The following is a 19,517-nucleotide window of genomic DNA, read 5'->3' as shown; positions in this document are numbered from 1 at the left end:
TCCTATGCGCACCTACTGCTCGTAGGAATGGGGGCGGCTGGCGAAGGGGTTGGTGGGAAGGTCAGCTGGGTCGACCGCGAACTTCATGCCCGGCGCGAACTGGCGGGCGGGCGCGCCGTACATCTGCTGTTCCATCAGGTAGTACTCGGCCATGTACGGCTCGTCGACAGGTTCGGCCAACACGGGGTCGACGGAGAGGTTGGAGGAAAAATCCAGGACCTCTTCGACCGTGCGGAAGGTATCCAACAGCTTCAGCTGCGCCCACGTCGGCGGCATCAGGGAGATCTTGCGGGAGCGCCAACCATCCAACAGCGTGGAGGGGCGGAACCAACCCGTCGACGTCGCCTCGGGGGTGCCAGCACTCGTCTGCTGGCCTTCCGGCATGGCGGCGACGAAGAAGGCCGTATCGTAGCGAATCGGCTGTTCCACCGGGGTGACCCAGTTTGCCCAGGGGCGCAGCAGATCGGAGCGCAGGACCAGGTCGTTGTTGCTCATGAAGTCGGAGAAGCTCAGCTGGTGGTTTTCCAGCAACTTGCGCTCTTCCTGGTAGGGGGTCGTGTCCTCCACCGGCGAGCCATCGCGGTGGGTGGCCAGCAACGTGCCGCTTTCCTCGAAGGTCTCACGCACCGCCGCACAAACCAGGGCGCGGGTCATGGATTCCGGCTTCTGCAGGCGCTTGGCCCACCACTTGACCTCCGCGCCCTGCCAGTTGATGGCCGGGGACATGTGGCCATCGCCGTCCACGTCACCCGGCATATCGCGGGAATCCACCCCGCCGCCTGGGAAAACCGTCATTTCTGCGCAGAACTTCATGGTCGAGGCGCGCTCCTGGACGTACACCTCGATCCCCGACAACGTATCGCGCAACAGAATCACCGTTGACGCGTGGCGTGGCTGCACTGGGCCCAAACGGTTTTCCTTCATGGGGCAGAGTCTACCGATCTTCCCGCTATTGATCCCCGCGCGAACGGTGGCTGCCCCGGCGGCTGCGGCTGCGGCGGGCGAACCAGCGGCCGTCCTCGTGCTTAACTTCGATTGGCTGGTGGAAGGTACGGGTCAGGTTCTCGCTGGTCATTACGTCTTCCAGGATTCCCTGGGCGACGACTTCCCCTTCGTCCAGCAGCAGCGCGTGGGTGAATCCCGGTGGGATTTCCTCTACGTGGTGGGTGATCATCACGATCGTCGGGGAGTCCGCGTCCGCCGCTAGATCGGACAGCAGCGCCACCAAGTCCTCGCGACTGCCGAGGTCCAGCCCCGCACCTGGCTCGTCCAGCAGCAGCAGTTCGGGGTCGTTCATCAGGGCGCGGGCGATCAGCACCCGCTTGCGTTCGCCCTCGCTGAGGGTCCGCCAGGTCTGTTCGGCCAGGTGGTAGGCGCCGACGCTTTCCAGGATTTCGATGGCGCGCTCGTAGTCCATCTCGTCGTAGTCTTCGCGCCAGCGGCCCATCACGTCGTAGCCGGCAGAGATGACGATGTCCGCGACCTTCTCCTCCCCCGGCACGCGCTGCGCCAGCGCGGAGGAACTCATGCCAATCGCGGTGCGCAACTCACGCAGATCCACCTTGCCTACTTGTTCGCCCACCAGCTTCACCGTGCCGGTGGTCGGGAACATCTGTGCCGAGGCCAGGCGCATGAGGGTGGTTTTGCCCGCGCCGTTCGGGCCGACGATGATCCAGCGTTCGTCCAGCTCTACCTGCCAGTCCATCGGCGCCAGGATCGCCCGACCGTCGCGTACGACGGATACGCCGCGCATGTTGATGATCAGGTCGTCCTCGTCGACCTGGGCGGTTGCCGGGGTGGAAATCAGGTTCGTCACATTGTCGCTCACTCCCCCATGGTGCCTCATAATCCGCGCGAAGTGTGCCAACAACATAGGCTTGCTGTGTAAGCACCAACACCAACTGCCTACGGATTCACCAACTGCCATTTGAAGGAGCTTCCCCCATGACCGGCCGCCTCGGCATCGACCACATCTCCCCCGTTATCTCCCACGGAGCTACCCCCGCCAAGGCCATCGTCGGCCAGGTCTTTCCGGTCAGCGCCAGCGTCTGGCGCGAGGGGCACGATGCTATATCTGCCACCCTTGTCGTCCGCCGCCCCGCCGGCGCCGAGGGCGGTCGCGCGAAGATCACCATGTCGCCCGACCCTGATGACGTCGACCGTCGCCATGCCGTGTTCGTTCCTGATGTGCCGGGTATGTGGACCTTTCGTGTTGACGCCTGGTCGGATCCAGCTGCCACATGGTTCAACGCAATCACCAAGAAGGTAGCCGCGGGTCAGGATGCACAAGCCCTGGCGAACGATTTTGAGGTCGGCGCGCGGCTGTTCGAGCGGGCGTCGGAAAAAGCTTCCCGCAAGCACCGCGAGCTGGTGGCCTCCGTTCCGGGACAGCTGCGTGATGAATCCTTGAGCGTCGACGAACGCCTTGCCACCGCCCTGTCCGCCGAGGTGCGCGAAGCGTTGGAGAAGCGCCCGCTGCGCGACCTGCTGACCCGTGGTCCGGAGTTCCACGTGCTGGTGGAGGAAAAGACCGCTGGTGTGGGCGCGTGGTATGAGATGTTCCCCCGTTCCACCGGCGGTTGGGATGCCGAGGGCAACCCGGTGCACGGCACTTTCGCCACCGCAGCTGCCGACCTGCCGCGCATCGCGGGCATGGGCTTCGACGTGGTGTACCTGCCGCCAATCCACCCGATCGGCGAGATCAACCGCAAGGGCAAGAACAACACTCTGACCCCCACCCCGGAGGACGTCGGCTCTCCGTGGGCTATCGGCTCCAAGGATGGCGGACACGAGGCCGTCCACCCGAGCCTGGGCACTGTCGCGGACTTCGAGGATTTCGTCGCGGCGGCCAACGACCAGGGGCTGAAGGTGGCTCTGGATCTGGCGCTGCAGTGCGCCCCCGACCACCCGTGGGCGCAGCAACACCCAGAATGGTTCACCGTACTGCCGGACGGCACCATCGCCTACGCGGAGAACCCGCCGAAGAAGTACCAGGACATCTACCCGCTGAACTTCGACAACGACCCCGAGGGGCTGTACCACGCAGTGCTGAAGGTCGTGCGCCTATGGATAGGCCGCGGCGTGCGAATCTTCCGCGTGGATAACCCGCACACCAAACCCGCTAATTTCTGGCAGTGGCTGATCGCCGAGATCCACGCCACCGACCCGGACGTGGTCTTCCTCTCCGAGGCCTTCACTCGCCCGGCGCGCCTGTACGGCCTGGCCAAGGCCGGTTTCACGCAGTCCTACAGCTACTTCACGTGGAAGACCACCAAGGCAGAACTGGAAGAGTTCGCCGGGGACATCGCCAACTACGCCGACGTTTTCCGCCCGAACTTGTTCGTCAACACTCCGGACATTCTGCACGAATCCCTGCAGACCGGTGGCCGGGCGATGTTCGCCATCCGTGCTGCCCTGGCCTCCACCATGTCCCCACTGTGGGGCGTGTACTCCGGCTTTGAGATCTACGAATCCACACCGGTCCACGCAGGTTCGGAAGAGTACCTGGACTCCGAGAAGTACGAGCTGCGCCCGCGCGACTACTCCGTCGACAACTGCGCTGAATGGATCAGGGATCTGAACCTGTGGCGTCAAGAAAACCCGGCACTACAGCAACAGCGCACCCTGCGCTTGCACGAAACGACGAGCGACGACCTCATCGCGTATTCGAAGGTCGACGGTGTGACCGGCAATGCGGTCCTGGTTGTGGTGAACCTGAACCCGAACGCGATCGTCGAGGGATCCGTGAACCTGGATACCGAGGCTCTTGGCCTGGGCAAGCCGGAAGACGCGCACTTCGAGGTCACCGACCTACCGACCAACCAAACCTACACCTGGGGCGCCAACAACTACGTGCGACTGGACCCGGATTTCCAGGTGGCGCACATCTTCCGCCTGCCCACCCTTGGTGAGGGTGAGCGCGAGCGCGTATGCATGCGAGCCCAGGAAGAATACGATCCCCGCAGGTAGAATCGTCGGGTATGAACCACGATTACCACCGGCTCGCAGAACGTAGGCACCACGCTCCACACGATGTACTAGGAGCACACGACGACGGCGACGGAACCACCACCATCCGTACCGTGCAATGCGGGGCGGAATCCGTGGCCGTACGCATCAACGGTGGCGAGCCTCTGCCGATGGCGCCGGCGGAGGAATACCCGGCGCTGTTCAGTGTGAACGTGGACTACTTCGTGGACACCTACACCTTCGAAGTCACCTGGGCCGGTGGCAACACCTCCACCCTGGAGGATCCCTACCGCCACCTGCCTACGGTTGGCGACCTGGATCGTTACCTCATCGGTGAGGGTCGCCACGAAGAGCTGTGGAAGGTCCTCGGCGCGCACCCAGTGGACGGCGGCGTGGCGTTTTCCGTATGGGCACCGCACGCCGCGGGAGTGTCCGTGATCGGCGACTTCAACGGTTGGAACGCCAACCAACACCCCATGCGTGCGCTGGGCAGCAGCGGAATCTGGGAGCTGTGGCTTCCGGGGGTAGGCGCCGGTGCCCGCTACAAGTTCTCCATCACCACCGGTGACGGCGTGCGCCTAGATAAGGCCGATCCGATGGCACGCCTGGCTGAGCCCGCCCCCGCTACCGCCTCCATCGTGGTGGCCGACAGCGAGTTCACCTGGTCCGACGACGAATGGATGGCTCACCGCGCCGCGACCGGCGTTGACGAGACCATGAGCATCTACGAGATGCACCTGGGCAGCTGGCGCAAGGGGCGCAGCTACCGGGACCTGGCCGTGGAGCTGGTGGAATACGTACAGAACCTGGGTTACACCCACGTAGAGCTGATGGGTGTGTCCGAGCACCCCTTCGAACCCTCGTGGGGCTACCAGGTCACCAGCTACTACGCGCCGAATAACCGCTACGGCGGGCCGGACGATCTACGCTACCTCATAGACTCGCTGCACCGCGCCGGCATCGGCGTGATCATGGACTGGGTTCCCGGGCACTTCCCCAAGGACGGCTGGGCGCTGGGCCGCTTCGACGGCGAGGCCTGCTACGAGCACCCCGATCCCCGCCGCGGCGAGCAGCCGGACTGGGGCACCTACGTCTTCGATTTCGGCCGCAACGAGGTCCGCAACTTCCTGGTGGCCAACGCTCTGTACTGGTGCAAGGAGTTCCACATCGACGGCCTGCGCGTGGATGCCGTGGCCTCGATGCTGTATCTGGACTACTCCCGCGATGACTGGCTGCCCAACGAGTTCGGTGGACGCGAGAACCTGGATGCCGTGGAGTTCCTGAAGGAAATGAATGCCACCGTGCACCGCGAATGCCCGGGCTCGCTGACGATCGCCGAAGAGTCGACTTCCTGGCCCGGCGTGACAGCCCCCACCCACGAGGGCGGCCTGGGATTCAGCCTGAAGTGGAATATGGGCTGGATGCACGACAGCCTGGAGTACATCCAGCGCGACCCGGCCTACCGCAGCTACCACCACAACGAGATCACGTTCTCCATGGTCTACGCCTACTCCGAGAACTATGTGCTGCCGATCAGCCACGACGAGGTCGTGCACGGCAAGGGCACCCTGTGGTCGCGCATGCCCGCCGGTTCCGCCTGGGACAAGGCCGCCATGGTGCGCAGCTACCTGGCTTTCATGTGGGCGCACCCGGGCAAGAAGCTGCTGTTCCAGGGACAGGAATGGGGGCAGACTAAGGAGTGGAACGAGTCCCGCGGCCTGGACTGGCAGGACATGGAAGGCTGGGAGGGCGAATACCACCGCGGCCTCAGCGCCCTGACTAGCCAGCTAAATAAGCTCTACCACTCCGAGCCCGCGCTGGGACAGGACCACTCCCCGGAGGGCTTCCAGTGGATCGCCAGCGACGACTCGACCAATAACGTTCTTTCCTTCATTCGACGCCACCGTGGGCGCGAACTGGCGTGCGTCGTTAACTTCTCGGGCACAACCCAGGAGAACTACCGCATCGGCCTGCCGCGGGCCGGAACGTGGCGCGAGGTACTGAATACGGACGATGTGCAGTACGAGGGCGCCGGGCGCGTCAGCGGTGATCTGCACACCGAAGACACCGGTTCGCACGGCATGGCCACTTCCGCCGTGCTGCAGATCCCGGCGCACTCCGCGCGTTGGTTCGTGCTGGAGGGCTAAGCCCGGCTCAGCACTCGCGGCCACGGCGGCGAGTGTCGCGCCTGAGGTGGCGAGCGTCAGCGCCGGTGCTTGCGCCGCCCGCGCGCCTGGCTGGCGATGGCGTCTAGAACAGCGCGGAGGCCATGCGGGTGCGGCCCGCGATAACCTCCGGGTCCGCCGGGTCGAAAAGGCTGAATAGCTCGAGCAGGCGAGCCTTCGCCTGCTTTTTGTGATCCGCGCTTCCCTCGGCGGAGGGGCGCAGCTCCTCGATCAGCAGGTCGAAAGCCTGGGGCTTGTCCCCGGCCAGCAGCAGACGATCGGATTCCGCGAACTCGTCCCCGCCCATGGACAGTCGCTGCATCAACAAGGCGTTGGCACGCGCCGCGCGGGCCTCGGCTACGAGCTCTTCGTTGGCCTGTGCGGGGTGGGCAAGGATGGCGTCATACTCCTCAATGGCGCCCGCATAGTCCTCTTGCTCTAGCTTCTCGGCGGCCGCAACCAAGCGGGGATCGCCTGCGTCCGGATCTGGGTTAGCAGCGTCCGCGCCCGCACCAACGCCACCACCGGTCGCGTTGGCCGGGTCCTCCTCCGGCGCCAGACCGCGCAGTTTGCCGTCTACAGCCTGCACGACCGCATCGACCCAGCCGTGCAGCTGGGCGGCGGGCTGGCCGCCCTCGAAGTTGGTCAGCGGGCGACCAGCGGCCAGCGCGATGACGGTCGGGATCGCCTGCACGCCGAAGGCCTGAGCGACCTCCGGGGTGGCATCCACATCCACATAGCGGAACAGCCACTTTGTGGGCGCCTGCTGGGACTCGGCCAGGTTGGTGAAGTCCTGGCGCATCTGCTCCGAAGCCTCCGAACGGGCGGAGCCGAGCAACACCACCACCGGCACCTGGGTAGAGCGCACCACCAGGTCAAACTCGAAGTTTTCTGGGGTGATCGTGCTAACGAAAGTCACAGGCCCTGCAGCGCCCGGGGCGCCTGCGCTCGGCTGGCCGGGTGCTCCCTGCGCCCGTGCAGTCTGAGCCGACTGAGCCGCCTGGGCCGCCTGAGCTTGTGCGGCCTGCGCCTGCGCGCGCTGCTCAGCTTGCTGCTTAACCGCACCCAGATCCACAGCCCCGGCCACGAAACGCGACGGAGGGATATTGGAAGGATTAGTCACCTTGAAGTGTCCTTTCTGCTTGGCAACCCACGCACCGCGCGGGCGAAAATGATCGCCGGTTTAAGGCCAAAGCTGGCTTTCTAGAAAAGCCGCAGTTCCGAGGAATCCGTTCCCCGCATTGCTTCATAGTCCAGGGTAACGCACCGGAAACCGCGATCCTCCGCCAGTGTGCGGGCCTGCGGCTTGATCTCCTGCGCGGCGAACACGCCCTGCACCGGGGCTAGGAGTTCGTCGCGGTTCAACAGCTCCACGTAGCGGGTCAACTGCTCCACGCCGTCGATGCCACCGCGGCGCTTGATCTCCACCGCCACCGTGGCGCCCGTCGAGTCCTTGGACAGGATGTCCACCGGACCAATCGCCGTCGGGTACTCGCGGCGGACCAAAGAGAAGCCTTCGCCCAAAATCTCGATCTGCTCCGCCAGTAGCTCCTGCAGGTGCGCCTCCACGCCATCCTTAACCAGACCCGGGTCCTCCCCCAGGTCGTGCTCCGTATCTGAGAAGATCTCGAAGATCTGGATTCGCAGCTGCTCCCCCTTTGGATTCGTGACGATCCACAGCTGCTCGACCCCTTCGTTCTCTAGTTCCGAATACTCCGTAGGGGCGTCACCACCATCAAAAGAGTTAGCCTCGACAACCTCGAGGGAACACGGCGGCATCATCCAGTTGAGCGGTTTGTACGCGCGATCGTCGGCATGGATCGAAACGGAACCATCAGCCTTGATCAGGATCAAGCGATCGGCGGGAGGCAGGTGAGCCTCCAGACGACCAACGTAATCGACACAGCAGCGAGCAATGACTAAGCGCATGGTTGTTCAGCCTACGCTACTGCGGCCAACGGCGAATCAATGACGGGGTATGCGGCGCTCGGAGGGCGCGGATTCCAACCACGAAACCAGGGCAGTATCGCCGGAGCTATCCAGGGCGATCTCCCAGTGAGTACTGCGGTGAACGACCTCAACGACGTGGACGTGATCCTCTAGGAAAGCCGACTCGCGCGGCGTGATGTCTCGGCGGGACACGATGCTGGTGCCCAGGCGGGTCAACACAACGTCGGAGGCGGGGCGCAGGCTACGCAACTTATAGAACTTCGCGGCCTGGCCCGAATACTTCAAAATCCCGTGGCGCCAATGCCTGCCATCGGAATTCGGCAGGCGTCGCACAACCACGGGATAGCCCTGGGAACGCAGCGTAAAAAAACGCCACAGCACAGCGATGACAACGAACAGCGCCACCGCCGCAAGGAAATACAACAACCACGCCATACATTTAACCTACAGGCATGGAGGGGTTTTAGATAAAGCAAAACGGATCTCGCTTAAGAATTAAGCGGGACCCGTTTTAAAAGGGACTTAAAAGCTAGTTCTAGCTTGCGTCCAAACGCTTCACAGCGCGCAGCTCGGACTCGGCGACGGCCTTCTCGTGCTCAGTCTCAGCGGACTGTACGCGAGCCTCGGCATCCGCAACGTCGACCTCGTTAGCCCACGTTGCAGAATCCGCCAGGATGGTGATCTTCTTGTCGGACACGGACAGGAACCCGCCCTGTACCGCCGCGACCAGCTTCTCACCGGTGTTGGTCCGAATGGTAACGACGCCGTTCTCGACCAGCTGGCCGAGCAGGGGCTCGTGACCAGGGAGCACGCCGATCTCGCCCTCAGTGGTCTGCGCGGTAACGGACGTTGCGGTTCCAACCCACAGCGGACGTTCCACGGAAACCAGTTGTGCGGCAATCTCAGCCATGTGCTTAACCCCTTACTTTTCGGTCATCTTCTTGTAAGCGGCCTCGACATCGTCCAGGCCACCCAGACCGTTGAAGGCCTGCTCCGGGTAAGCGTCGAACTCGCCGTCGCAGATGCGCTCGAAAGCATCGATCGTGTCGGCCAGCGGCACGTAGGAGCCCGGGATGCCGGTGAACTTCTCCGCAACGAAGAAGTTCTGGCCCAGGAAGCGCTCCAGGCGACGTGCGCGCTGAACGGTGATCTTGTCCTCTTCCGAGAGCTCGTCCATACCCAGGATGGCGATGATGTCCTGCAGCTCCTTGTTCTTCTGCAGGATGTGGATCACGCGCTGGGCAACCTCGTAGTGACGCTCGCCGACGATACCCGGCTCGAGGATTCGAGAGGTAGAGGTCAGCGGGTTCACTGCGGGGTAAATACCCTTCGAGGCGATGGAACGATCCAACTCGGTGGTCGCATCCAGGTGGGCGAAGGTCGTAGCCGGTGCCGGGTCGGTGTAGTCATCGGCCGGCACGTACACGGCCTGCAGGGAGGTAATAGAACGACCCTTGGTCGAGGTAATACGCTCCTGCAGCACACCCATCTCATCAGCCAGGGTGGGCTGGTAGCCCACGGCGGAAGGCATACGACCCAGCAGGGTCGAAACCTCAGAGCCGGCCTGGGTGAAACGGAAGATGTTGTCGATGAACAGCAGCACGTCCTGGTTCTGAACATCGCGGAAGTACTCCGCCATGGTCAGACCGGACAGAGCCACGCGCATACGGACTCCCGGCGGCTCGTCCATCTGGCCGAACACAAGCGCGGTATCCTGCAGCACGCCCATCTCTTCCATTTCCAGGAAGAGGTCGGTGCCCTCACGGGTACGCTCACCAACACCGGCGAACACGGAGGTACCGGAGAACTCACGGGCAATACGGGTAATCATCTCCTGGATGAGAACCGTCTTACCCACACCTGCACCACCGAACAGGCCGATCTTGCCGCCCTTCACGTACGGGGTCAGCAGGTCGATGACCTTAATACCGGTTTCCAGGATCTCGGTCTTACCCTCGAGCTGGTCGAATGCCGGCGGCTCGCGGTGGATGCCCCACTGCTCGCCGTCGCGGCCCAGGCCCGGCTCGTCCAGGCAGTCGCCCAGGGCGTTGAAGACGTGGCCCTTGACGACGTCACCGACGGGCACGGAAATCGGCTTACCGGTGTCGGTGACCTCTGCACCGCGGACCAGGCCGTCGGTGGGGGCCATGGACACGGCGCGCACGAGGTTGTCCCCGAGGTGCTGTGCAACCTCCAGGGTGATGGTCTTTGCCACTGCCTCGAGGTCAACCTCGACGGTCAGTGCGTTGAACAGTGCTGGCTGCTGGCCACGCGGGAACTCCACGTCGACGACCGGGCCGATAACTCGCACGACGCGGCCCGCAACAGCCGATTCAGCGGAAGGCTGAACCATGTTTGCTGTAGTCATACTTAATCACTTTCTCCGCTATCGGCGAGCGCGGATGCGCCACCGACGATCTCTGTAATTTCCTGGGTAATCTGGGCCTGACGAGCCTGGTTGGCAACTCGGGAGAGCTGCTTGACCAGGTCGGTTGCGTTGTCGGTTGCGGCGCTCATCGCGGTACGACGCGCTGCGGATTCCGACGCCGCAGACTCCAGCATTGCTGCGAAGATGCCACGGGAGACATACTGCGGCAGCAAAGCCTTCAACAGGGTGTCCGGGTCGGGTTCGAAGTCGTAGTCGGCGGAGACGTGGTCGGACTTATCCGAAACCAGGTCCTCACCGAGTTCGAGCTTCTCTTCCTCAACCACAGTCTCGATCGGCAACAGTCGGTGTGCCTCTGGCGTCTGGCTCAGCATGGATACGAAGCGGGTGTACACGATGTGTACCTCGTCGAATCCCTGAATTCCCTGACCCTCTTCCACATTGAGGCCCTCGCGCCACTTGGCGGTTCCTTCGGAACCGGCGATAAAGCCATCAATCAGGTGGCGGCGAACATCGTGGGTAGCTGCATAGTCGGGATCCTGAGAGTAGCCCGACCAAGAGCCTGCGATGTCCTCACCACGGAAGTTGTAGTAGGAAATTCCCTTGTTACCAGAGACGTACAGAACAACGTCTTTGCCTTCGTTCTCCAGGCGCTTGCGCAGCTCTGCAGTCTTCTTGAAGACGTTGTTGTTGTAGCCACCGCACATGCCACGGTCACTTGAAACCACGAGGATCGCAGCTCGGGAAGCGTCTGCCGGCTCCTGCAGGATCTTGTGATCCAGGGTGCTGGCGGAAGCCAGGCGCTGAACCACGCGGGTGATTTCATCCGCGTAGGGCTCGGCCTCGTCAACGCGTGCCTGGGCCTTGGTGATCCTCGAGGTGGCGATGAGCTCCTGGGCCTTCGTGATCTTCTTGGTTGAGTTCACGGACTTGATGCGTGTCCTCAGCTCGCGAAGACTAGCCATAACTATCGCCTCCCTTCTGTTTCATTAATGTTCTTGGTGGTCACTGTGCTCACTTACCTTCCGCAGTTACTTTGCTTTGCGGGAGACAGTGATCTGAGACTTCGAGACCTCGTCGTCGCTGAGCGGACGAGCCTCAGGCTCGTTGATGACGGGGGTGCCATCGGTGGTCTGGAAGCCCTGCTTGAAGTCGCGAACAGCACCGGCCAGCTCGGCCTTAGACTCGTCGTTGAACGGGGTGCCACCCTTGATCTGCTCGTACACGCCACTGTGGTTGGCGTGCAGAGTCTCCAGCAGCTCGGCCTCGAAGCGGCGAACGTCCTCGACCGGAACGTCGTCGAACTCGCCCTCGCCAGCCAGGTAGATGGAAACCATCTGATCCTCGACGGACTGCGGCTGGGTTTCCTTCTGCTTCAGCAGCTCGACCAGGCGCTTACCGCGCTCCAGCTGTGCCTTGGAAGCCGGGTCCAGGTCGGAAGCGAAGGCTGCGAAGGCCTCCAGGTCGCGGTATGCGGCCAGATCCAGACGCAGGGAGCCGGAAACCTTCTTCATACCCTTGGTCTGTGCGGCGCCACCAACACGGGAGACGGACACACCAACGTTGATAGCCGGTCGGACGCCCTGGTTGAACAGGTCGGACTCCAGGAACACCTGACCGTCGGTAATGGAAATAACGTTGGTGGGAATGAAGGCGGAAACGTCGTTTGCCTTCGTCTCGATGATCGGCAGTGCCGTCAGGGAACCGCCACCCAGCTCATCGTTGAGCTTCGCAGCGCGCTCCAGCAGACGGGAGTGCAGGTAGAAGACGTCACCCGGGTAAGCCTCGCGGCCCGGCGGACGACGCAGCAACAGGGAGATCGCACGGTAGGCCTCTGCCTGCTTGGTCAGATCATCGTAGATAACCAGAACGTGCTTGCCCTGGTACATCCAGTGCTGCCCCAGTGCGGCGCCGGTGAACGGTGCCAGCCACTTGAAGCCGGCGGAGTCGGATGCCGGTGCTGCCACGATGGTGGTGTATTCCAGCGCGCCGTGGTCCTCCAGGGTCTTCCGGATCGAAGCGATCGTGGAGCCCTTCTGGCCGACGGCAACGTAGATGCAGCGAACCTGCTGCTTCGGGTCGCCGGTTGCCCAGTTGTCGCGCTGGTTCAGGATGGTGTCGATGCAGACCGAGGTCTTACCGGTCTTGCGGTCGCCAATGATCAGCTGGCGCTGACCACGGCCAATCGGGGTCATTGCGTCGATAGCCTTGATGCCGGTCTGCATCGGCTCCTCGACGGGCTGACGCATCAGGACGGAGGGCGCCTGGAGTTCGAGGGCGCGTTCTTCCTCGGACTCGATGTCGCCCAGGCCGTCGATGGCCTGACCCAGTGGGTTGATAACGCGGCCGAGGAACTTCTCCCCGACCGGGATGGACAGGACCTCGCCGGTCCTCTTGACCTCGTCGCCCTCCTTGAGGGTCTCGAAGTTACCCAGGATCACGACGCCGACGGTGTCGGTGTCGAGGTTCTGTGCGACGCCAATCACGCCGCCTGGGAACTCGAGTAGCTCGTTAGCCATCACAGAGGGCATGCCGCTTACCTGGGCAATACCGTCTGCAGCCGCCGTGACCACGCCGACCTCCTCGCGGGAGGCCTCCGGGGAGTAGCTCGAGGTGTAGTTCGCAATCGCGCTACGGATCTCGTCGGAGGAGATCGTCAGCTCCGCCATGTTCTTCCTGCTCTCGGTTTCGTCTTCCAGCATTTACTATCTTGCTCGGTCTTTTTAGTCTTTAATTCTGACTGTTTCGCTGTGCCCGTGACGTCTTTTTATTGACGCCCTAAGCGATCGACGCGCGGAGGCGCCGCAGGTTACCTGCAGTGCTTCCGTCGATAACTTCGTGCCCAACGCGGATCACGGCACCGCCGAGGAGGCTGGTATCAACCTCGGAGTGGACCGCAATCTTGCGACCGTAAATCTTTTCCAGCTTGTCCGACAGAGTCGACTTCTGCTGTTCACCCAAGGCAGCTGCGGAACGGACGCGCGCTACGGTGCGCCCTTCCAGTGCGGCTACCTCTTCCGTCAAAGAGTCAAGCTCCTCGACTGGACGCTGGCGCAGTCGGCCAATGGCCTGCAGCGCTAGAGCCTCGGTCGTAGAGGTGACCTTTCCGTACAGAACCTTGGCCAGCAGGTCGCGGCGAGCATCCGGGGATGCGGCGCGGTCGGCCAGCTTCAGCTCCAGCTCCGGCTCGCGCTCGATGACTCGAGCCAGCTGGAACAGTTCTTCTTCGACGCGGTCCTGCTGCCCCTGGGCGTCGGCGGATCGCAGCAGGGCCAGGCGGCCCAGCTTGACTAGTCCGTCGCGCAGATCGCGAGTGTTGGACCACGTCTGGGATACAGCAGCAGACACGATTTCTTCCGTCGAGGCAGATACCTTGCCGCCGAGCAGGCTCTTGGCCAGCTGCGCGCGGGTGTTGGCATCCCTCGCCGGATCGATCAGCGCGACACGCAGGCCGCGGTCACTGTCGAGCAGATCGACAACGTCGAAAAGCTCGGTGCCGGTGGTTACACCGGTGCCCACTTTGTCGGAGGTCTCGTTCAGACCCTGGTCCAGGGTCTTTTCGAGGCGCTCAATTGCCTCTCGGCTCGCTGCGTGCATACCGATCACTTCCCGGATGCGCCGACGTTATCCAGTCCGGCGAGGAAGTTATCGATGGTGCCCGAGCGCTTTACGTCGTCCGACAGCTGCTCGCCCAGCAGGCGCTCAGCCAAGTTGATGGAGTTCTCGCCCATCTCCTTGCGCAGATCGGAAACAACAGCGGAACGCTGTGCCTCGAGCTGCTTGTGTCCCGACTCGACGATACGGTTGGACTCTTCGGTTGCCTGAGCCTTCATGTCCGCAATGATCTTCTGGCCCTGGGAACGGGCGTCATCGCGAATCTGGGCGGCCTCAGTGCGGGCCTCAGCAAGCTGAGCGTTGTACTTCTCCAAGGCAGCCTTAGCCTCTGCCTGGGCGGATTCGGCGCGCCGAATGCCACCCTCGATCTGATCCTCGCGCTGATTCAGCACTTCCTGGAACTTCGGAAGTACGAACTTCCAGAAGACAAACAGGATGACTGCAAAAGGAATGATGGACCAGACGATGTCGTACAGCGGAGGAAGCAGCGGGTTTACCGACTCCTCCATCGGCAGCTTCTCAGCTGCTAACAAAAAGGTGTTCGTCATAGTCTCCAGCTTTCGATTCTGGTGCGGTGGTTAGAAAGTGCTCTTAACGAGCGGCCAATCGCACTGAAATTAGAACAGGAAGCCGGCGACGAAGCCGATCAGAGCCAGAGCCTCGGCGAAAGCGATACCCAGGAACATGGTGGTGCGCAGCTGGCCGGCCATCTCGGGCTGGCGAGCCATAGCCTCAGCGGTCTTACCTGCAACGTTACCCACACCAATGGCGGAGCCGATAGCAGCCAGGCCGTAGCCGATGGTGCCGAAGCCCTGGAACTTGGTGGTGGTGTCCTGCGCGATGAGGAAGATGTCGTTCATTTGGTTTCCATTACCTTTCTGAGAACCAGCCGGTTGCAGCTTTTCTATTGTTGTCCGGCTTAGTCATTTTGAGTACTTAAAAGGGGCGAATTAGTGCTCGTCTGCGTGGAGGGACAGCTCGATGTACACGGAGGTCAGCAGGGCGAAGATGTACGCCTGCAGGAAGATCACCATGAGCTCGAACAGGGTGAAGGCGATCGCGAAGATAATCGTGCCGCCAGCAGCCGCAGTCCAACCGCTCATCTGCCAGAAGAAGAAGTTCGTGGCACTGAACAGCATGACGAGGATGATGTGTCCAGCCAACATGTTCGCCATCAGACGAATCGTCAGCGTTACCGGACGGAGGACGAATGTGGAGAATGCCTCGATCGGCGCCACGATGAAGTGGAGCCAAGAAGGCAAACCAGGAATGATCAGCGAGGACTTGATGTACTTGCCGAAGCCATAGCGCTTCACACCCGCGTAAATGAATGCGATATACGCAACAACAGCCAGCACCAGTGGCAGACCCACTCGAGCGCTGGCTGAAATGTTCATGAACGGAATGATCGTCGACATGTTGACGGCAAGGACGGTGAAGAAGATTGCGGCGATGATCGGTAGGAACCGGCGCCCCTCCTTCTTGCCCAAGACATCCTCCGCAATGTGAATCCGAACGAAGTCCAAAAAGTACTCAGCAACGTTTTGCACGCCGCTCGGAATCAGCTTCGGCTTCCGCATTGCAAAGAAGAAGAATGCGGAGACCAGAAGAATCATCACAATACGGATGACCATGAGGCGGTCGAGCGCAAACGCTCCACCAGCAAACTCACTGAACCACAGGTGGTCGCTATCCACTTGCCCCGGGAAGAATTCGTGTTCCAATGAAGGTACGTGGAATTCGCCCTTCATGGCCAAGGTTGTTACGCTCAGCGTTCTCTCCCGTGATTGGGCCGCAAGATTGCATTGAATCACTGCGGTGCGATGGAGGTCTCTTTTCGAAGAGTTAGGCCGATATTGAGGGACTCCGTCGCACGTCCCTACATAATCAGCCGGTGCCGTATCTACTGTTCACACATACGTGTGCCAATAAAAGGCCCGCTAAAACAATATCAGTATTGATTCACTAATCGCTAAGCGAGACGCGCCGTGGGTCCCCCCACTTGGTCGTGTTATCCAACCTTTTTGGTTGAACAATGTTTTGCTTCCTGCCAGTGCCTCCGAGCAGCGCCAAAGATTGACTACCGGCTCTCGACCGACTATCAACCAGCTATCTACTGGCTAGCTGATGTAGAGCTTCTGCGTACGGGTGACGGCCAGGGTTTCGATGACCAGCACGGCCAGCATACTCAGCATAACGGTCACGGTCAGGGCCGGGGTGTCGTAGAAAGTCCTGTCCTTCAAGAAGAACAGAATTCCCAACAGCAGCGCAGCTTTGACGATCCAGCTGCCAAGGATCAGCCCCATCGTGGCGGTGGGCGAAGTATTGGAGCTAAACAGCACAATCACCACAGTCAGCAGCATGAATCCGCCGCCGACTAACCAGCCAATTCCGGCTCCCCACAGACCGGCGGTGCCGCTAATCAACCACCACACCAGCAGCGAAAGCACTCCCAGCACAATCAGCGCGAGCGCGCCAGCGCGCATTGCTGCCTTTAGCGGAGCCGCGTGGTCGGCGGCCCCGGATACGTCGTTGAGCTCGGGCAACTCTGCGGCCCCGTTGTTCTCAGTCGCGTCACTCATGGCGATTAGCTTACCTGAGCCGTGTCTGACTTCCGATTCTCCCGCCACAGCGGCACGATCGTCGCCACAGTAGCCAGGACAACCAGCACCCCGAAGGAGATTGCCATTACGTGCAGGGGCAGCACGGTCAGTCCCACTGCGCCAAAGGCCACTACCCCAACCCAGGTGTACAAAACCAAAACCACGCGCTTCTGGGTGTGGCCAATGCGCAGCAGCCGGTGGTGCAGGTGCATCTTGTCTGGCGAAAAGGGGCTCTTGCCCTGGGACACGCGTCGCACCACTGCCATCACCAGATCCAGCAGCGGGATAGACAGGGCGGCCAGCACCACGATCATGGGCGACAGTAGTGCCAGCATGTCCGCCGGACCGTACAGTGCGGCGTTAATGCGCCCGGAAGCTGACGTGCAGGCCGCGGACAACAACACACCGATCAGCATCGCACCGCTATCCCCCATGAAGATGCGCGCGGGCGAGAAGTTATGTGGCAGGAATCCTAGGCAAATGCCCACCAACGCGGCGGAAATAATAGCCGGCGGATAGGCGGCTACCGTGCCGCCTTGGTCGTGCAGAATCGTCAGCGAGTAAATCAGGATCGTGCCCGCCGCGATTGCTCCCAGTCCCGCGGCCAGCCCATCCAGCCCGTCGACGAAGTTCATGGCGTTGACGATCGTCACGGTCAACAGCGCGGTCAGGATGGTGGACTGCACTTGATCCAGGATCAACGTAGTGCCGTCCCCGAAGGGGAGGTAGATCAGGTACCAGCTCAGACCCATGAGGCTCATCACCACTGCACCCACGACCTGCCCGCCGAGTTTCAACACCCAGGAGATGTCGTAAAGGTCATCCACCACGCCCACAACCACGATGACAAAGGCAGCTATGATGACCGCCGTCATATCTGGCGTGACCGGCGGAAATCCGCGCGTCAATGCGGGCAGCTGGTTGGCTACAACAACCGCGACCACCAGTCCCGTGAACATCGCCACCCCGCCGAGGCGCGGCATGGGCACCGTGTGCATGTCACGCTCGCGCGGTGCGGCCATCCGCCCGTAACGCAAGATCAGCGATCGCACCACACCCGTGACCAGGTAGGTCACGGAGCACGCGACGAATAGCACCAGCACCAACTCGCGCAGGGGAATTCCTGCGCCGATGGTCGGCTGGGCAAGTACGTCCATTAGACGTCTCCCCGCAGCTCCGCGCTGCTCATGCCCAGTACCTCTGCTACCCGCTCGGTGGTCGCAGCGCCCTCACGCAGGATGCGCGGCCGCCCGGAGGAAAGGTCCACGATGGTGGAAGCCACGCCGTGGTGCGCTTCCCCACCGTCGATATAGGTCGTCACATCCGCACCCAACTGGTCTTCGGCCATCTGCACATTCGTCGCCGGCGGCTGGCCGGAAATATTTGCGCTAGATACGGCCATGGGCCCCGTGCGCTCCAGCAGTTCCAGCGCAATGGGCTGGTTGGGCATGCGCAGCATCACGGTGCCTCTGGTATCGCCCAGGTTCCACGGCAGGCTGGGAGCCTGGTGGACGACCATGGATAGTCCGCCCGGCCAAAAGGCCTCGACGAGCTTGCGCATGTTGTAGGTGTACTCGCGCACGAGCCCCTCGATCGTGGACCAGCTCGGCACAAGCACCGGCACGGGCATGTCGGGGCCCCGCCCCTTGGCGCGCAGTAGCGCGGCGACGGCTTCGTTGTCGAAGGCATCGCAGCCGATGCCGTAGACCGTATCTGTAGGCAGCACGACCAGACGCCCACCGGATACCGCGTTCGCCGCGGCGTCTAGCGCGGCCTCGCGGTTCTGCGGATCGGTTGCGTCTACGGTTCTCGACATAGCGGCCCTTCCTTGCTTTCTAATTACGTGCTCTACCTTAACCCCAACGCCCGAATTACTGCGGCAGCAGGGCGGTCACGAAGCGCGGTCGACCTGCCAGGTCGCGGTGTTGAATCACTTCTTTCCACCCGCGTTCCTGCATCATCGCCGCTACCTGCGCGCCGTTCGAATCGTCGTGTTCGATACCGACGCCAGCACCTCGGCGCCCCAGCGCCTCAGCCCACTGCAGCACCCGTGGCATAAGTTCCAGCCCGTCTGCCCCGGAAAAGACCGCAGCGTGCGGGTCCGCGGCGACCTCTGGGGAAATTTCGGTGGATTCCGGGACATAGGGAGGGTTGCACACAACCACGTCCGCGGGTTCGAGGTTAGCGGTGACTGCACCGGGTATCGCTGACAACTCTACGGGACCATCGGCAGACAGGTCGGCTTGAATGAACCTGGCTTTAGCCTGCGGAACGAGCCCCGCGTTCTTCTCGGCCAGCTGAAGCGCTGCGCGAGAGATGTCGATGCCGATGAGGGAGATGGGGGCGTCAAAAAGAAAAGACACCCCGAGCCCCAACGTGCCGGGTCCACAGCACAGATCGACCACGCGCGGCGTGGGGCGACCGGCGAGGAACCGCGCGGCCCATTCGGCGAGCAATTCGGTTTCGGGGCGGGGAACGAAGCAGCCGGGCTCGACGAAGAGGTCCATACCGCAGAAGGGGGCGGAGCCGACGATGTGTTGCAGGGGCTCGCGCGCGACGCGGCGGGCGATCCAAGCGCCGTATTCGGCCGGGGCGGGATCGTCGGCGCGCAGGAACAGGGTGCCGGGATCCACGGCGGCGCGGGGCGCGGACGCGGCGGCCTCGGTGGCTTCACCGGCACCAGCGGCCTCGGCAGCGCCTGGCTCCGCCAGCAGGTAACGCATCAGCAGGCGCGCTTCGACCGCGGCGGAATCAATGCCCGCCGCGGCCAGCTGCGCAGTGGCCTCGCGGACTGCCTGGTTGATGGTCAACGTTCTACCCTGCCTCTGC

Annotated in this window: 19 protein-coding genes; 2 read left to right on the top strand and 17 right to left on the bottom strand. The window is 62.4% G+C overall.

Annotated elements, in window-relative coordinates:
- Positions 1 to 12: 12 nt before the first annotated feature.
- Together CRD15_RS07360 and CRD15_RS07355 are read right to left on the bottom strand one after the other, a co-directional pair.
- Positions 13 to 924 (bottom strand): NUDIX hydrolase, encoded by a 912-nt coding sequence (locus tag CRD15_RS07360; RefSeq protein ID WP_034970852.1) that lies wholly within the window; start codon positions 922 to 924, stop codon positions 13 to 15.
- Between the two features lie 25 nt (positions 925 to 949).
- The gene (locus CRD15_RS07355) at positions 950 to 1,873 is read right to left on the bottom strand and encodes an ABC transporter ATP-binding protein (protein WP_155269764.1); all 924 of its coding nucleotides are present in this window, start codon (positions 1,871 to 1,873) and stop codon (positions 950 to 952) included.
- Positions 1,874 to 1,944: 71 nt separating this feature from the next.
- On the opposite strand from CRD15_RS07355, the gene CRD15_RS07350 reads away from it, so the two are divergent.
- Entirely contained in the window at positions 1,945 to 3,969 is a 2,025-nt protein-coding gene (locus CRD15_RS07350; RefSeq protein ID WP_034970853.1) for an alpha-1,4-glucan--maltose-1-phosphate maltosyltransferase, read from the top strand.
- 11 nt (positions 3,970 to 3,980) lie between these two features.
- Complete coding sequence (gene glgB, locus CRD15_RS07345) at positions 3,981 to 6,116, top strand: 1,4-alpha-glucan branching protein GlgB (RefSeq protein WP_187402234.1); 2,136 nt, start codon at positions 3,981 to 3,983, stop codon at positions 6,114 to 6,116.
- A gap of 103 nt (positions 6,117 to 6,219) precedes the next feature.
- Here the strand turns inward: glgB and CRD15_RS07340 are convergent, their stop codons facing one another.
- From CRD15_RS07340 to CRD15_RS07270, 15 genes are all read right to left on the bottom strand, one after another.
- Positions 6,220 to 7,257: a tetratricopeptide repeat protein gene (locus CRD15_RS07340; protein WP_187402233.1), complete on the bottom strand. Its 1,038-nt coding sequence runs from the start codon at positions 7,255 to 7,257 to the stop codon at positions 6,220 to 6,222.
- A gap of 80 nt (positions 7,258 to 7,337) precedes the next feature.
- Positions 7,338 to 8,063, bottom strand: coding sequence for an endonuclease NucS (gene nucS / locus CRD15_RS07335; RefSeq protein WP_034978427.1), 726 nt, complete (start codon positions 8,061 to 8,063; stop codon positions 7,338 to 7,340).
- Between the two features lie 36 nt (positions 8,064 to 8,099).
- Positions 8,100 to 8,519: a DUF2550 domain-containing protein gene (locus CRD15_RS07330; protein WP_034970857.1), complete on the bottom strand. Its 420-nt coding sequence runs from the start codon at positions 8,517 to 8,519 to the stop codon at positions 8,100 to 8,102.
- Between the two features lie 100 nt (positions 8,520 to 8,619).
- Positions 8,620 to 8,994 carry a F0F1 ATP synthase subunit epsilon gene (locus tag CRD15_RS07325; RefSeq protein ID WP_034970858.1) on the bottom strand — a complete coding sequence of 125 codons (375 nt, stop codon included), beginning with the start codon at positions 8,992 to 8,994 and terminating at the stop codon, positions 8,620 to 8,622.
- A 12-nt stretch (positions 8,995 to 9,006) separates the two neighbouring features.
- Complete coding sequence (atpD, locus tag CRD15_RS07320) at positions 9,007 to 10,452, bottom strand: F0F1 ATP synthase subunit beta (RefSeq protein ID WP_034970859.1); 1,446 nt, start codon at positions 10,450 to 10,452, stop codon at positions 9,007 to 9,009.
- 2 nt (positions 10,453 to 10,454) lie between these two features.
- Positions 10,455 to 11,435, bottom strand: a complete 981-nt coding sequence (locus tag CRD15_RS07315) for a F0F1 ATP synthase subunit gamma (RefSeq protein ID WP_034979177.1) — start codon at positions 11,433 to 11,435, stop codon at positions 10,455 to 10,457.
- 66 nt (positions 11,436 to 11,501) lie between these two features.
- Entirely contained in the window at positions 11,502 to 13,139 is a 1,638-nt protein-coding gene (gene atpA, locus CRD15_RS07310) for a F0F1 ATP synthase subunit alpha (RefSeq protein WP_034970968.1), read from the bottom strand.
- A 109-nt stretch (positions 13,140 to 13,248) separates the two neighbouring features.
- The gene (locus tag CRD15_RS07305; RefSeq protein WP_034970861.1) at positions 13,249 to 14,067 is read right to left on the bottom strand and encodes a F0F1 ATP synthase subunit delta; all 819 of its coding nucleotides are present in this window, start codon (positions 14,065 to 14,067) and stop codon (positions 13,249 to 13,251) included.
- 5 nt (positions 14,068 to 14,072) lie between these two features.
- On the bottom strand, positions 14,073 to 14,633 hold the full coding sequence (locus tag CRD15_RS07300; RefSeq protein ID WP_034970862.1) for a F0F1 ATP synthase subunit B: 561 nt from the start codon (positions 14,631 to 14,633) through the stop codon (positions 14,073 to 14,075).
- Positions 14,634 to 14,702: 69 nt separating this feature from the next.
- A complete protein-coding gene (locus CRD15_RS07295; RefSeq protein WP_005292984.1) occupies positions 14,703 to 14,945 on the bottom strand; it encodes an ATP synthase F0 subunit C in 243 nt (80 codons plus the stop codon).
- 90 nt (positions 14,946 to 15,035) lie between these two features.
- Entirely contained in the window at positions 15,036 to 15,836 is an 801-nt protein-coding gene (gene atpB / locus CRD15_RS07290) for a F0F1 ATP synthase subunit A (protein WP_034970863.1), read from the bottom strand.
- Between the two features lie 369 nt (positions 15,837 to 16,205).
- Positions 16,206 to 16,667, bottom strand: a complete 462-nt coding sequence (locus tag CRD15_RS07285) for a hypothetical protein (protein ID WP_051891959.1) — start codon at positions 16,665 to 16,667, stop codon at positions 16,206 to 16,208.
- A gap of 5 nt (positions 16,668 to 16,672) precedes the next feature.
- On the bottom strand, positions 16,673 to 17,845 hold the full coding sequence (locus CRD15_RS07280) for an MraY family glycosyltransferase (protein WP_034970865.1): 1,173 nt from the start codon (positions 17,843 to 17,845) through the stop codon (positions 16,673 to 16,675).
- Positions 17,845 to 18,504, bottom strand: a complete 660-nt coding sequence (locus CRD15_RS07275) for an L-threonylcarbamoyladenylate synthase (RefSeq protein ID WP_034970866.1) — start codon at positions 18,502 to 18,504, stop codon at positions 17,845 to 17,847. Before CRD15_RS07275 ends, CRD15_RS07280 begins: the two co-directional genes overlap by 1 nt.
- Positions 18,505 to 18,559: 55 nt before the next feature.
- The gene (locus CRD15_RS07270) at positions 18,560 to 19,498 is read right to left on the bottom strand and encodes a HemK/PrmC family methyltransferase (RefSeq protein WP_187402232.1); all 939 of its coding nucleotides are present in this window, start codon (positions 19,496 to 19,498) and stop codon (positions 18,560 to 18,562) included.
- Positions 19,499 to 19,517 lie beyond the last annotated feature (19 nt).

Origin of the sequence: Corynebacterium sp. LK28, assembly GCF_014335105.1 — a bacterium.
Taxonomy (GTDB): domain Bacteria; phylum Actinomycetota; class Actinomycetes; order Mycobacteriales; family Mycobacteriaceae; genus Corynebacterium; species Corynebacterium macclintockiae.
This window is presented reverse-complemented; position numbering and strand designations above follow the sequence as displayed.